Origin of the sequence: Citrobacter arsenatis, assembly GCF_004353845.1 — a bacterium.
Taxonomy (GTDB): Bacteria; Pseudomonadota; Gammaproteobacteria; order Enterobacterales; family Enterobacteriaceae; genus Citrobacter; species Citrobacter arsenatis.
Window position 1 is genome coordinate 2,377,325 of record NZ_CP037864.1, and the last position, 13,209, is coordinate 2,390,533.

Genomic DNA, 13,209 nt, shown 5'->3' on the forward strand with positions numbered 1-13,209 from the left:
TCGTGTCGGTAATCAAGATCCGATTTTTTATACTGCGGCTGGTGCGGTTTAACTGAACCCGTTTATTCACCCGCCTGAACTGACTGGCGGGCATACAGATAAGCGGTGGCCCTGGAAACGCCCAGATGTTGCGCTACGGTGTCCATAGATTTTCTTACGTTCAGCAATCCGTCGTTGCGTAATTGTTGAATCAGCAGCTTACGGTCTTCAGGTTTAAGGGCGCGTGCCGTTGTGGCGCGCTTAGCGGCAAAGTCATCGATACGCTGGCGGATGACTTCATTACTGCCAGGATCGATATGTTCCTTTATAGGCGAGTCTGCAGTTTCAGTAAAACGCGCAAGGGCGCTCTGCATGCCACGAAACAGCGTCATATCCACGTTCAGGCAGAGTGCCGCTACGTATTGGCCTTCTTCATCCTTGATGCCGATAGACGTACTTTTCACCGGGCGGCCATCGGCAAACTGGTTGCTGTAATTAGCAATGATGCTGGGAAATTCAGGCGACGCGATTCGCGCCAGGCCCAGTTCCGTTGCCGGCTGGCCGGGTTTACGTCCGGACAGGTTATTATGGATGGACAAAATGGCATGTTCAGGATTCTTAAGGTCATGAACCACCACTTCGCAAAACGGAGAGAAGGTCTCGCTCAGCCCCCTGGCGATAGTGTCAATTTGGCTGAGAAGCGAGTTGTTGTCGGTGTTTGGCATGCCAGTCTCCTGTGGTGATGCCTGTTGCCACGATGGTAAGCAGTTTACAGTGAGCTGGGTTCGCTTTTCCAGACGGGAATATACAGACAGTAAAAAGGTATCCGCAGAGCAGATACCTTTTTGATCACCCGGCGAGGAATTCACCGTAGCGACTGATGTCCACGTTGCCGCCGCTGATGATAATACCGATTTTCTTCCCGCGCAGTTCAGCTTTGCTCGCTCTGGCGGCGGCAAAACCCAGACAGCCAGTCGGCTCCACGACAATTTTCATGCGCTCAGCGATAAATTTCATTGAGGCGACTAATTCATCGTCTGAGACAGTCAGAATATCGTTCACGTTTTGCTGGATAATTGGAAACGTAATATTCCCGAGATGTTGAGTTTGAGCACCGTCAGCAATAGTTTTGGGTGTACCGATATGAACAATTTTGCCGTTGCGAAACGACTGTTGACCATCGTTTCCCGCCTCGGGTTCGACACCATAAATGACACAGCCAGGAGACAGATGTCGGGCCGCCAGTGCGGATCCTGAAAGCAGGCCGCCGCCGCCCAGACACACGAAAAGAACGTCTAACTGACCCACTTCTTCAATCAGCTCTTTTGTGGCGGTACCCTGGCCTGCAATCACGTGCGGATGGTCGTAAGGCGGGATCAGCGTTAATCCGTGTTTTTGTGCCAGGTCCCGACCAATTTTTTCACGATCTTCGCTGTAGCGATCGTAAATCACCACATTTCCGCCATAGCCCTTAGTTGCGGCAACTTTGGCAGCCGGGGCATCATGCGGCATGATAATTGTCGCCGGGATCCCCAACAATTTTGCCGACAGGGCAATGGCCTGTGCATGATTGCCGGAAGAAAAGGTGACGACGCCCGCAGCGCGTTGTTCCGGTGTGAACTGGCGTAACGCATTCATTGCTCCGCGAAATTTAAACGCGCCCATTCTCTGGAAGTTTTCGCACTTAAAGAAAACGTCAGCTGCAAATTCCTCATTAACCGTTCGGGAGGTCATCACCGGAGTTTTGTTGGCATAATCCGCGATGCGCTCAGCCGCAGCGGCGACATCGTGATAATCAGGCAGTGTCATTTCAGTCATTGTTTTTCACCTGTATGTTGTTAAACGTCATGCTTGTGGGGCCAACGCAATAGCTTCAACTTCCAGCGCAAAACCATAATGAAGCTCTGCAACGCCTGCGACCGCACGAGATGGGCGGAAATCGCCGATCCATTCCCCATAGATTTTGTTAAACGTTGGCCATTGGTTGATATCCGTCACATAGACGCGTACTGACACCAGGTGCTGACGAGACACTCCCGCGCCCGCCAGACAGGCATCAATGTTCTGTAGTACCAGCCGCGTTTGTTCTTCAAAAGAGGCATCCGTTTTTTTTACGCCATCAAAAGTGACCGGCAACTGCCCAGAAATGAAGACGAAGCCGCCAGCCGTTGTACTGTGCGAGTAATGACCTGCAGGCGGAAAGCCCCCTGCAGAAGCGTTCAATGTAATGTCCACAGTCATAAGAGAATCTCCTGAAGTAGATGGTAATTCAATTTGTATAAAATAATACTGTTTGTCTTATTTATACGCCTTCATGTTACTTTTGGCTAGTGGTAGTTTTCGCGGATGCTGATTTTGTGAACTATGGCAATCTCGGCCCACGTTATACCGCACTCGGAGGCGGTGAAAGAGGGGGATCGCTTTTGATGATGGGGAAAGCTGGTGAGGGAAGAAGCGCCCCAGGGCGGGGCGTCTAAGGCAAAGTATCAGCCGATATGACCGCGGTTAATCTTACTCAACGGTTCATTGATATCGAAGATTTTGAACATCACGTCTTCCACCCCCAGGTGCTTCAGACGGGCTGTGTGTTTTTTGACATAGGCCAGCGCGGTGTCTTCATCCTGAAACAGGTAGATGCCACCCGCTTCGTGATTTGCTTCGTTCTCGGTCCAGATTTTCCAGATGAAACCCGGCTCCTGGTTGATTGATTCGGCCAGTTCAACGAGCTGATGCGACATTTCAACGCCGAACGGGCCATGAAAATCAAAGTGTATCTGCACGAGTTTGTTCGACATAAATCCTCCATGGATTAGTTAATTAGGCTAGCGCAACAGCACCTTACCGGTCAGATAAGTTACCGCTTGCCCGCCAATGTAGACACGCGTTCCTGTGAGCTGGCAGCGTAGATCCCCGCCACGCTCGGAGACCTGGCGCGCCAGCATCTGTGTTTTATTCAGTTTTGCAGCCCAGTAAGGGATCAGCATACTATGTGCTGATCCTGTGACCGGGTCTTCCGCGACGGCTTCACCCGGGCAGAAGAAACGGCTGACAAAATCGTATTCCCCGTCACCCGGTGCGGTGATACAAACCATTTTCCCCAGAGGAATCATGGCGTGGATGTTCGGGCGCACAGCCTCAACCTGCTGTTGGTTCTCCAGCACTACCATGTAATCGCGCGCGACGCGGACTTCTTTATATTCGGTGATGCCTAATGTTTCCAGCAGTAAGGCGGGCGGTTTCACAGGTTCGCTTTGCCAGGCCGGAAAATCGAGCGTCAGCCATTCACCGCTGCGCGTGACCGTCAGCGGACCGACAAACCGGGTGGCAAAATGGATGGTTGTGTCCGGGTAACCCAGATGTTCGAAGATGACATGTGCGGCGGCAAGCGTGGCATGCCCACACAGATTGATTTCTCCCTGAGTAGTAAACCAACGCAGCTCGAAACCATTCTCACTGGCGACAAAAAAAGCAGTTTCCGACTGATTATGCTGCTGCGACATTTTTAATAATGTTTCATCGGGCAGCCAGTCAGCGAGCGGACATACTGCAGCAGCATTACCGCCAAACGTCTTGGTGGTAAAGGCATCTACCATGTAAAAATCGATTTGTTGCACAGTGTAACCCTCTCATCGCACGCGGCATAATCCACACTCTATCATGCAATCATTGTCATGGGTTAAACGCTCCGATTCGCCTGGCTGGGGAAAATTCGTTATCATCCGTTCCCACACTTCACCCTGGCTGCTCATGTCTACGATCCTCGATACCTTTATTGCCCCGCCTTGTCATGACGAGATAGAAATCCTCTATCAGGACGAGCATTTGGTGCTTATCAATAAACCCACCGGGCTGCTTAGCTTGTCGGGGAAAAATCCGCAGAATATCGATTCGGTACATCACCGGCTGGTACAGATATACCCTGGCTGTACGCTGGTACATCGCCTTGATTTTGGCACTTCAGGATTGATGGTGGTTGCCCGTAACAAGGCTATCAACGCCGCGCTTTGCCAACAGTTCAGCCAACGTGCGGTAAGCAAGGTGTATAGCGCGCTGTTATGCGGGCATCTGGAAAACGATGTAGGAATTATCGATGCAGCGATAGCCAAAGACCCAGCGCTGTTTCCACTGATGTCGATTTGCGCCATCAATGGCAAACCTGCGCGCTCGCGCTATCAGGTTATTGAGCGCTTTGTGCATCGCCAGGAGGAGGGGACGTTACTTCCCGTGACGCGGGTACAACTGACGCCTGAAACCGGGCGTACCCATCAGTTACGGATCCACTGTCAGCAGTTGGGCCATCCTATTTTAGGGTGCGATTTGTATGGCGGGCGTCTGCTGCCAGGTACTGAATTAACCCCGCGGCTAATGCTGCATGCCAGTGAACTGCATTTCAGGCATCCTGTGAGTCAGGAATGGGTAAATGCCCAAAACGCCAGCCCGTTTTGAGGGGGTAAAAAAGCCGCCAGATGGCGGCTTTTTTGGGGCTATCGCGCGGCGCGTTGTAAAATAACCGCTGACGGCTGGCGCTGCAGAAAACGCATGCGCAGCATCATCAGCACCGCCGCAGAGGTCAGGCCAATAATAAAGCCCATCCAGAATCCAGCCGGTCCCATCCGGTCAACCACCAGATCGGTCAGGGCCAGAATGTAACCGCTTGGCAAACCCAACACCCAGTATGCCGTAAAGGTAATAAAGAATATGGAACGCGTATCTTTATAACCACGCAGGATACCGCTACCAATAACCTGGATTGAGTCCGATATTTGATACACCGCGGCCAGTAACATGAGCTGCGCCGCCAGTGCGACAACTTCCGGGTTATTGTTGTAGAGCAGGGCAATGTGCTCGCGGAATGTCACGGTGAAGATCGCCGTCACCACCGCCATGCAGACCCCGACCCCCAGCCCTGTTCTGGCGGCAGTTTGCGCATCCAGCGTCGAGCCCTGACCCAGACGATAACCGACACGAATGGTGACGGCAGCAGCCAGAGACATCGGCAGAACGAACATTAACGAGCTGAAGTTGAGTGCGATCTGGTGTCCGGCCACGTCAACGATCCCCAACGGGGAAACCAACAGCGCCACTACAGCAAACAGCGTCACTTCGAAAAATAAGGCCAGCGCGATAGGTAAACCCAGTTGCACCAGACGCTTCATTACGGCGGTGTCGGGTTTCTGGAAACCACGCTCATTGCGAATATCACGCATAGAACGGGCGCGTTTAACGTAAGACAGCATGGCGATAAACATCACCCAGTAAACCGCCGCCGTTGCCACACCACAGCCCACGCCGCCCAGTTCCGGCATGCCTAAATGCCCATAGATGAACACATAGTTCACCGGAATATTCACCAGCAGGCCGAGAAATCCCATCACCATCGCCGGTTTAGTCTTGGCCAGGCCTTCACACTGGTTACGGGCGACCTGGAAGAACAAATACCCCGGTGCGCCCCACAGCAGCGCGCGCAGGTAGCCGACGGCTTTATCCGCCAGCGCCGGGTCGATGTTATGCATGGAGCGAATAATGTAGCCCGCGTTCCATAGCACTATCATAATCAGAACGGAGACGCTGCCCGCCAGCCAGAATCCCTGGCGTACTTGATGGGCGATTCGATCGCGGCGTCCGGAACCATTGAGTTGCGCAATTACCGGCGTCAACGCCAGCAGCAGTCCGTGACCGAACAGAATGGCCGGCAGCCAGATAGACGTACCAATGGCAACGGCCGCCATATCCGTGGCGCTGTACCCGCCCGCCATGACGGTATCAACGAATCCCATTGCGGTTTGAGCGATTTGCGCAAGAATCACCGGAATTGCCAGAGCTAATAACTGACGCGCTTCACTTACATACTTTTGCACGTGTACACCACTATATTGTTGTTATTTGAGAGACTAAAAAAGCCGCCTTATCTGGCAGCAAGGAGAAAAAGCAGGGGAAATTTCAGTCTATTGTAGCGAGGAATACGTAATTCTCCAGTGAAAAAACAGGCAGTCGCGGTGCATCGCTGGCAACCTGAATTTCCACCTGCTATTGTGCTGTGCAGAGATGTCTTAATTGAGTTCAGGAGTTAGAAGTATGTTTACGGGTATTGTGCAGGGCACCGCGAAATTGGTGTCCATTGATGAAAAACCAAATTTTCGTACGCATGTTGTGGAGTTGCCTGAATATATGCTGGATGCGCTGGAGACCGGCGCATCGGTTGCCCACAATGGCTGCTGCCTGACGGTCACCGAAATTAACGGTAACCAGATAAGCTTTGATCTGATGAAAGAAACGCTGCGTATCACCAATCTGGGTGACCTGAAGGTTGGCGATTTGGTCAACGTTGAGCGTGCGGCAAAATTCAGCGATGAAATTGGCGGGCATTTAATGTCGGGCCATATTATGACTACTGCCGAAGTGTCGAAAATTCTGACCTCAGAGAATAACCGCCAGGTGTGGTTTAAAGTTCAGGATCCATCGCTGATGAAATATATCCTGTACAAAGGATTTATCGGTATTGACGGCATCAGCCTGACGGTTGGTGAAGTGACGCCGACCCGCTTCTGTGTGCATTTGATCCCAGAAACGCTGGAGCGCACGACGCTTGGCAAGAAAAAGCTGGGTGCGCGGGTCAACATTGAAATAGATCCTCAAACCCAGGCGGTGGTGGATACCGTTGAGCGCGTGCTGGCGGCACGTGAAAGCACCATCAGTCACGTCACGGGCGAAGCAGGAGCGTAAGCCTGAGTGTCAAGCCCCCGTTGGCACGGGGGCGATAACGACTAGCGGGGAACGCGCAGACCGTGTTCAACGCCGCGGGAGAAAACTACCTGCCATAGCTGAATGTCACGAGCACGAAAGGCCCCCGCGCAGGCGTTCAGATAATAGCTGAACATCCGTTTGAAACGCTCGGTATAGTTATCGGCGATTTCAGGCCAGGATTTCATGAAACGCTCGTGCCATGCCATCAGCGTGGTGTCGTAATCCGCGCCAAAATTATGCCAGTCTTCCATCACAAAATGCGGCTCGCTGGCGTTAGCTATCTGGCGAACTGACGGTAAACAGCCGTTCGGAAAGATATATTTATTGATCCACGGGTCAACATTATTGTCGGTTTTATTCGAACCGATGCTGTGCAGTAAAAAGAGACCGTCCGGTTTTAGATTACGATCGACCACTTCAAAATAGGTGGCGTAGTTCTTTGGACCCACGTGCTCAAACATGCCCACGGAGACAATGCGATCGAATTTGTCGTTCAGGTCGCGGTAATCCTGTAGCAAAATGGTGACATCCAGCCCTGCGCAACGCGCCTGTGCCATTTTCTGCTGTTCTGCCGAAATGGTCACGCCCACCACGCTCACGCCATATTGCGATGCCATAAACTGAGACAACCCGCCCCAGCCGCAGCCAATATCAAGTACGCGCATTCCTGGCTTCAACTGCAGCTTTTCAGCAATCATTTTTAGCTTCGCCTGCTGGGCAGATTCCAGGGTGTCGGCATCTTTCCAGTAGGCGCAGGAGTACTGCATGTAGGGATCAAGCATGCGGCTAAAAAGGTCGTTGCCCAGATCGTAATGTTCTTTGCCGACGACCCATGCACGTTTTTTGGTCTGTAAATTGAACAAACGGGCCGTAGCGATACGTAGCGTATCTTTGAAGTGGCGGGGGAGTTGGTTTTCAAGACCAGCGCGCAGGACTTTACTAAAAAACATGTCCAGCCGGTCGCATTCCCACCAGCCATCCATATAACTTTCACCTAACCCTAACGATCCTTCCTGCAATACACGTTTGAAAAAGTCGGGGTTCTTTACGCGAATATCTGCCGATGCCGGGCCATTAATGGTAATGCCTGCACGGCTTAATAATTCATTGGTGATGCGGTACCAGTCATCATCCGGTACGCTGACGTCTTCTATACACGATGAACTCATAGCTTCTCCATCACTGGTCGGTGATCAGAACCTTAAAACAGCGTAGACGCTTTTTTGGGCTTTGTGAGAAATCTCACGGAATTAATCCGCGAATCTATAATCCGACGTAGAACAGAGGAAGGGAGGAACCCTTGCCGAAAAGACCATCCGTGGGAAAACGGGAACGTTCATGTTCCCGTTAACACATAAAAATTATCGTTTTTTTAACAACCGGGAATCAGTATAGGCCTGATTTTTTGACGATTCAACCGATAATTGTTAGCTGGCTAATTAGTTACCCGCAATAATCATTAGTGAGACTCGCCGTGGGCAATTTGTGCACGGTCATCTGATTGCGGGGCGTCAGCTTTCTGTGATTGCATTTTGTAACCCACGCCCGCCAGCAACACTGTTATCAGCATCACGCTGGTGGTAGTAAGCAGTGGGGTTGCGATCAGCCAGGAAACCACAAGGCTTGCCAGGAAGCATAAACCCAGCTGCAGTGTGTTCTGCAACGCGGCTGCGCGCCCTGTGGCCTGAGGGAAAGGACGTAACGCTTGCGCAACGACGATAGGGTAAATTGCCCCGTTGGCGATCGCCATCACGCAGAATGGGATCAGGATTTCAGCCAGCGCAACATGGTGAATAAAGCCGGTTGCCCAGGTTGCCACAACGCTGATGGCATACAGAATGAGTAACCAGGGTAGCAGCTGACGGCCCTGCCATTTTTGCAGCGCAGCGCGGCACCCGTAGCCACCGATTAAGAACGCGATGGTTTGCGGAACATAGCTCAGGCCAATTACTGCCGGACTGTAGCCCATCTCGCTGAGGATGAACGGGGAACCCGTCAGCCATGCGAAGAAGCTTGCAGAACAGGCGGCATAAATCAGCACGTTTCCGCGGTAAGCTTTTGAACGTAGCAGGGTGGTGAACGTCAGTTTGTCCTGGCTGTCGTCGCGCGCCTTAGCCGTGGGCTTTAAGCGCAGGGCTGGAAGCATCAGGATTAGGGTAATGGCAAACAGGGTGGCGAAAATGGCCTGCCAGGAAAAATGTACCAGGATCCAACTGCCTAATAACGGTGCTAATGCCGGAGACAACCCGACCAGCGGCATAATGGTGGCAAAGATACGGTTTACTTTTTGTGAAGGATAATAATCGGTAACCAGTGCCTGCCAGATAACCGATGCTGCACAAACACCCACCGCCTGAACAAAGCGCAGCGCCAGCAGGCCGGTGGCGTTTTCAACCCACAGCATACCCAGACTGCCCAATGCAAAGATAGATAAACCCAGCAGCAAAATAGGCTTGCGGCCGTAATGGTCGGAAAGCGGTCCCCACAGAAGTTGCGCGACGGCAAAACCGGCTAAGAACAAGCTGAGGCTGGCGCTGACGGCAGATGCAGGCGTTTGCAGATCGGACTGAATGGCGGCGAAGGCGGGTAAATACATATCCGTTGCCAGAAAGCCGAGCACGCTAAGACCTGCCAGCCAGACTAAAAACCCTTTCCCAGGTTGCATCATCATTTCTCTTTTTTTAGCAGTAGAACAATGCCGCTGAGTGTAGTGAGTGTAATTCTCGCTGTGAAACGCTAATATTTGCTTACTGATTTCAAATTTTTTGCAGGCAGAATATGTGGTCGGAATATTCACTGGAAGTGGTTGATGCGGTTGCGCGTAACGGCAGCTTTAGTTCGGCCGCGCAGGAGTTGCACCGTGTACCTTCGGCAGTAAGCTACACTGTACGGCAACTGGAAGAGTGGCTGGCGGTGCCGCTTTTTGAGCGACGCCATCGGGATGTGGAATTGACGCCTGCCGGCGCATGGTTTCTCAAAGAAGGCCGCTCTGTTATCAAAAAAATGCAGATCACCCGACAGCAATGTCAGCAAATTGCCAACGGCTGGCGCGGACAGTTGGCGATCGCTGTCGATAACATTGTCCGCCCGGATCGTACCCGACAGATGATCGTAGATTTCTACCGTCATTTTGATGATGTTGAACTACTGGTTTTTCAGGAAGTGTTTAACGGCGTCTGGGATGCGTTGTCCGATGGACGCGTCGAACTGGCAATCGGCGCCACGCAGGCGATTCCGGTAGGGGGGCGCTATACCTTCCGCGACATGGGAATGCTGAGCTGGAGCTGCGTGGTGGCAAGCCATCATCCGTTGGCGTCAATGCCCGGACCGCTAAGTGACGATACGTTGCGCAACTGGCCATCGCTGGTGCGCGAAGATACCTCCCGAACGCTGCCAAAGCGTATTACCTGGCTGCTGGATAACCAAAAGCGGGTTGTGGTGCCAGACTGGGAATCTTCGGCTACCTGTTTATCCGCAGGGCTATGTGTGGGCATGGTACCGAGACATTTTGCCAAACCGTGGATTGATAGCGGCAAATGGGTTTCGCTTCAGTTGGAAAATCCCTTTCCTGATGCCGCATGCTGTTTGACATGGCAACAGAACGATACCTCGCCTGCATTGAGCTGGCTGCTGGACTATTTAGGGGATAGCGAAACGCTGAATAAAGAATGGTTGCGGGAGCCAGACGAGGCTCCCGCACAACAGGCTTAACGGCGGTAATCGCGGAACGGGCCATCGGCAACGGAGCGGCGTTCTACCAGACGTGGATGCACCTCGATAGACTGCGACTCCTCGCGCTTATTCACGATACGGTCTAACAACATGTTGAAGGCTGTTTCACCCAGCGAATCCTTAGGCTGGTGAATGGTCGTCAGCGCTGGCGTGAAGAAGCGGGCGTTACGTACGTTGTCGTACCCGATAAGCGAGACATCCTGCGGGACGCGCAGTCCCATCTCGTCAGCGGCGCACAGCGCACCCATCGCCATGATATCACCACCGCAGAAGACAGCGGTCGGACGATGCGACTGCGACAGAATTTGCTGCATGGCGCGATAGCCGGACTCAGGCTCAAAATCGCCCTGCACAATCCAGTTGTCAGGCACTTTAATCAGCGCTTCTTCCATCGCTTTCATAAAACCTGCCAGACGCCCGGCACCGGTATTACGTTCCATTGGGCCTGGGATCACGCCAATCTCACGATGACCGCGTTCTACCAGATACCGACCCGCCATGTAACCGCCTTCGAAGGCGTTATCAATAACCGTATCGGTAAAGTCGGCTTTGGCTTCACCCCAGTCCATGACGACCATCGGAATATGGCGATACTCTTCGAGCATCGAAAGCAGCGACTCCGGATACTCAGAACACATCACCAACAGACCGTCAACGCGCTTTTGCGCCATCATCGACAGATAAGCCTGCTGCTTTTCGAGACTGTTCCAGGCGTTACCCAGAATCAGGGTATAGCCTTTCTGGAAACAGTTTTTTTCAACGGCTTCGATAATTTCAGCGAAATAAGCCGCTTCGCTGCTGGTGGCCAGCAAGCCAATGGACTTGGTGTGATTCACCTTCAGGCTGCGCGCCACAGCGCTCGGAGAATAGTGCAGCTCTTTGATCGCCGCCCAGACTGCATTACGTGTTTCTTCCGCGACAAAGCGCGTCTTGTTAATTACGTGTGATACGGTTGTAGTGGAAACGTTTGCTCGCTTCGCTACATCTTTAATTGTTGCCATTACATCTCACTCCAGACCATATCCTAAGCTCCTGAGAATACTCCAGGTAAACGTTTGCCTTTACACACCCTTAGCGCAACGTAAGGGTTGCGGCACGCCGGGAAAACGACACGGAACGTCAGGAAGGGGTCAATGGCCGGTACGCTAATCAAGTAAGCGTGGAATTTTGTCTGATCTTAACGAAAAGGGGAAGAGTTAAAAGCAGTTATCAATATAAATCGTGAGAGATTTTTGCTTTCAAGTGTGTAAAAATGCGCAATATCACTTTTTGTGTGGGAATAAAAAGGAGAAAACTTGATGAGCACCGATCTGAAATTTTCGTTAGTGACTACCATTATTGTTCTGGGTTTGATCGTCGCGGGTGGCCTGACCGCAGCGCTGCATTGATTTCCCCGAGGGAGTTAGTTCTCCCTCATCCTTTCCGCTTGTTTTCCTCCTCTATTGTTTGCGAATAAGCAAAAGTCTTTTGCAGTTTTGTTAACTTTATTAATTTTGCGATCAATGTCATGCTTTTGACTCTTATTTTATGTCGCGCCACGGCTCGACGTTACGGAGTCGAAATATGAAACTCAATTATCCTTTACTGGCGCTGGCGATCGGAGCGTTTGGTATTGGTACCACCGAATTTTCGCCAATGGGATTATTGCCCGTCATTGCCAAAGGTGTGGATGTCTCGATTCCAGCGGCCGGAATGTTAATCAGCGCCTATGCGGTTGGCGTGATGGTGGGTGCTCCGCTGATGACATTACTGCTATCTCATCGTGCACGACGTAATGCGCTGATATTCCTGATGGCGATTTTCACGCTGGGTAACGTTCTCTCGGCTATCTCGCCGGATTACACCACGCTGATGTTGTCGCGTATTTTGACCAGTCTGAACCACGGGGCATTCTTTGGCCTTGGTTCCGTTGTAGCCGCAAGCGTAGTACCCAAACATAAGCAGGCCAGCGCCGTGGCAACCATGTTTATGGGGTTAACTATTGCCAATATTGGCGGTGTCCCGGCGGCGACCTGGCTTGGTGAAACTATCGGCTGGCGCATGTCGTTTTTGGCAACGGCGGGTCTGGGCGTCATCGCTATGGTCAGTCTGTTCTTCTCGTTACCCAAAGGTGGGGCAGGAGAGCGCCCGGATGTTCGCAGCGAACTGGCGGTACTTATGCGCCCGCAGGTGTTGTCGGCGCTGTTAACGACTGTTCTGGGGGCTGGGGCGATGTTCACGCTTTATACCTACATCTCTCCAGTGCTGCACACTATTACCCATGCCACACCAGTGTTTGTGACCGGTATGCTGGTGCTGATAGGCGTAGGTTTCTCAATCGGTAACTACCTTGGCGGCAAACTGGCTGATCGTTCAGTCAACGGTACGCTGAAAGGTTTTTTACTGCTATTGATGGTAATTATGCTGGCCATTCCCTTCCTTGCGCGTAATGAGTTGGGAGCGGCGGTTAGCATGGTTATCTGGGGGGCTGCGACGTTTGCGGTCGTTCCGCCGTTGCAGATGCGTGTGATGCGCGTTGCCAGCGAGGCGCCAGGATTATCATCGTCAGTCAATATTGGCGCGTTTAATCTGGGGAACGCTCTGGGTGCCGCGGCCGGTGGGGCGGTGATTTCCGGTGGTTTGGGCTACAGTTTTGTGCCAGTGATGGGGGCGATTGTGGCGGGGCTTGCGCTGCTGCTGGTGTTCATTTCCGCAAGAAGGCAGCCTGAAGAGGCTTTCACGACCGCGAATTAGTGCAAAAACGCAGAAGGAATT

General features: G+C 52.3%; 14 protein-coding genes. 5 read left to right on the plus strand and 9 right to left on the minus strand.

The annotated features are described in order from the left end of the window. Positions 1-62: 62 nt before the first annotated feature. The 5 genes from E1B03_RS12465 to E1B03_RS12485 all read right to left on the minus strand — a co-directional run bounded on the left by E1B03_RS12465 (position 63) and on the right by E1B03_RS12485 (position 3,593). Entirely contained in the window at positions 63-704 is a 642-nt protein-coding gene (locus tag E1B03_RS12465) for a helix-turn-helix transcriptional regulator (RefSeq protein WP_103770060.1), read from the minus strand. A gap of 124 nt (positions 705-828) precedes the next feature. Continuing rightward, positions 829-1,797: a threo-3-hydroxy-L-aspartate ammonia-lyase gene (locus tag E1B03_RS12470; protein WP_103770059.1), complete on the minus strand. Its 969-nt coding sequence runs from the start codon at positions 1,795-1,797 to the stop codon at positions 829-831. A 27-nt stretch (positions 1,798-1,824) separates the two neighbouring features. Further along, positions 1,825-2,220 carry a RidA family protein gene (locus E1B03_RS12475; RefSeq protein WP_103770058.1) on the minus strand — a complete coding sequence of 132 codons (396 nt, stop codon included), beginning with the start codon at positions 2,218-2,220 and terminating at the stop codon, positions 1,825-1,827. Between the two features lie 245 nt (positions 2,221-2,465). Continuing rightward, positions 2,466-2,774 carry a monooxygenase gene (locus E1B03_RS12480; RefSeq protein WP_103770057.1) on the minus strand — a complete coding sequence of 103 codons (309 nt, stop codon included), beginning with the start codon at positions 2,772-2,774 and terminating at the stop codon, positions 2,466-2,468. A 27-nt stretch (positions 2,775-2,801) separates the two neighbouring features. Beyond that, positions 2,802-3,593, minus strand: a complete 792-nt coding sequence (locus tag E1B03_RS12485; RefSeq protein WP_133086317.1) for a PhzF family phenazine biosynthesis protein — start codon at positions 3,591-3,593, stop codon at positions 2,802-2,804. A gap of 133 nt (positions 3,594-3,726) precedes the next feature. Between E1B03_RS12485 and E1B03_RS12490 the strand changes: the two genes are divergently transcribed. Next, on the plus strand, positions 3,727-4,425 hold the full coding sequence (locus E1B03_RS12490; RefSeq protein WP_103770055.1) for an RluA family pseudouridine synthase: 699 nt from the start codon (positions 3,727-3,729) through the stop codon (positions 4,423-4,425). Between the two features lie 38 nt (positions 4,426-4,463). On the opposite strand, the gene mdtK is transcribed toward E1B03_RS12490, so the two are convergent. Beyond that, a complete protein-coding gene (gene mdtK, locus E1B03_RS12495; RefSeq protein WP_103770054.1) occupies positions 4,464-5,837 on the minus strand; it encodes a multidrug efflux MATE transporter MdtK in 1,374 nt (457 codons plus the stop codon). A 217-nt stretch (positions 5,838-6,054) separates the two neighbouring features. Here mdtK and E1B03_RS12500 point away from each other — a divergent pair, with 217 nt between their 5' ends. Beyond that, positions 6,055-6,702, plus strand: coding sequence for a riboflavin synthase subunit alpha (locus tag E1B03_RS12500; RefSeq protein WP_103770053.1), 648 nt, complete (start codon positions 6,055-6,057; stop codon positions 6,700-6,702). Between the two features lie 41 nt (positions 6,703-6,743). Here the strand turns inward: E1B03_RS12500 and cfa are convergent, their stop codons facing one another. After that, positions 6,744-7,892 carry a cyclopropane fatty acyl phospholipid synthase gene (gene cfa, locus E1B03_RS12505; protein ID WP_103770052.1) on the minus strand — a complete coding sequence of 383 codons (1,149 nt, stop codon included), beginning with the start codon at positions 7,890-7,892 and terminating at the stop codon, positions 6,744-6,746. A 290-nt stretch (positions 7,893-8,182) separates the two neighbouring features. Further along, complete coding sequence (punC, locus tag E1B03_RS12510) at positions 8,183-9,388, minus strand: purine nucleoside transporter PunC (RefSeq protein ID WP_103770051.1); 1,206 nt, start codon at positions 9,386-9,388, stop codon at positions 8,183-8,185. 113 nt (positions 9,389-9,501) lie between these two features. Here punC and punR point away from each other — a divergent pair, with 113 nt between their 5' ends. Further along, a complete protein-coding gene (punR, locus tag E1B03_RS12515) occupies positions 9,502-10,434 on the plus strand; it encodes a DNA-binding transcriptional activator PunR (RefSeq protein WP_103770050.1) in 933 nt (310 codons plus the stop codon). Here the strand turns inward: punR and purR are convergent. Continuing rightward, positions 10,431-11,456 (minus strand): HTH-type transcriptional repressor PurR, encoded by a 1,026-nt coding sequence (purR, locus tag E1B03_RS12520; protein WP_003029211.1) that lies wholly within the window; start codon positions 11,454-11,456, stop codon positions 10,431-10,433. The two genes, punR and purR, sit on opposite strands and share 4 nt — an antisense overlap. A 297-nt stretch (positions 11,457-11,753) precedes the next feature. Between purR and cydH the strand changes: the two genes are divergently transcribed. Both cydH and E1B03_RS12530 read left to right on the plus strand, forming a co-directional pair. Beyond that, positions 11,754-11,843: a cytochrome bd-I accessory subunit CydH gene (gene cydH, locus E1B03_RS12525; RefSeq protein WP_003029209.1), complete on the plus strand. Its 90-nt coding sequence runs from the start codon at positions 11,754-11,756 to the stop codon at positions 11,841-11,843. A gap of 175 nt (positions 11,844-12,018) precedes the next feature. Beyond that, positions 12,019-13,188: an MFS transporter gene (locus tag E1B03_RS12530; protein ID WP_103770049.1), complete on the plus strand. Its 1,170-nt coding sequence runs from the start codon at positions 12,019-12,021 to the stop codon at positions 13,186-13,188. Positions 13,189-13,209: the final 21 nt, after the last annotated feature.

Coding starts and splice junctions, on each gene's coding strand:
- E1B03_RS12465 (WP_103770060.1), bottom strand. CDS start 704: ATGCCAAACACCGACAACAACTCGCTTCTCAGCCAAATTGACACTATC.
- E1B03_RS12470 (WP_103770059.1), bottom strand. CDS start 1,797: ATGACTGAAATGACACTGCCTGATTATCACGATGTCGCCGCTGCGGCT.
- E1B03_RS12475 (WP_103770058.1), bottom strand. CDS start 2,220: ATGACTGTGGACATTACATTGAACGCTTCTGCAGGGGGCTTTCCGCCT.
- E1B03_RS12480 (WP_103770057.1), bottom strand. CDS start 2,774: ATGTCGAACAAACTCGTGCAGATACACTTTGATTTTCATGGCCCGTTC.
- E1B03_RS12490 (WP_103770055.1), top strand. CDS start 3,727: ATGTCTACGATCCTCGATACCTTTATTGCCCCGCCTTGTCATGACGAG.
- E1B03_RS12500 (WP_103770053.1), top strand. CDS start 6,055: ATGTTTACGGGTATTGTGCAGGGCACCGCGAAATTGGTGTCCATTGAT.
- cfa (WP_103770052.1), bottom strand. CDS start 7,892: ATGAGTTCATCGTGTATAGAAGACGTCAGCGTACCGGATGATGACTGG.
- punC (WP_103770051.1), bottom strand. CDS start 9,388: ATGCAACCTGGGAAAGGGTTTTTAGTCTGGCTGGCAGGTCTTAGCGTG.
- punR (WP_103770050.1), top strand. CDS start 9,502: ATGTGGTCGGAATATTCACTGGAAGTGGTTGATGCGGTTGCGCGTAAC.
- purR (WP_003029211.1), bottom strand. CDS start 11,456: ATGGCAACAATTAAAGATGTAGCGAAGCGAGCAAACGTTTCCACTACA.
- cydH (WP_003029209.1), top strand. CDS start 11,754: ATGAGCACCGATCTGAAATTTTCGTTAGTGACTACCATTATTGTTCTG.
- E1B03_RS12530 (WP_103770049.1), top strand. CDS start 12,019: ATGAAACTCAATTATCCTTTACTGGCGCTGGCGATCGGAGCGTTTGGT.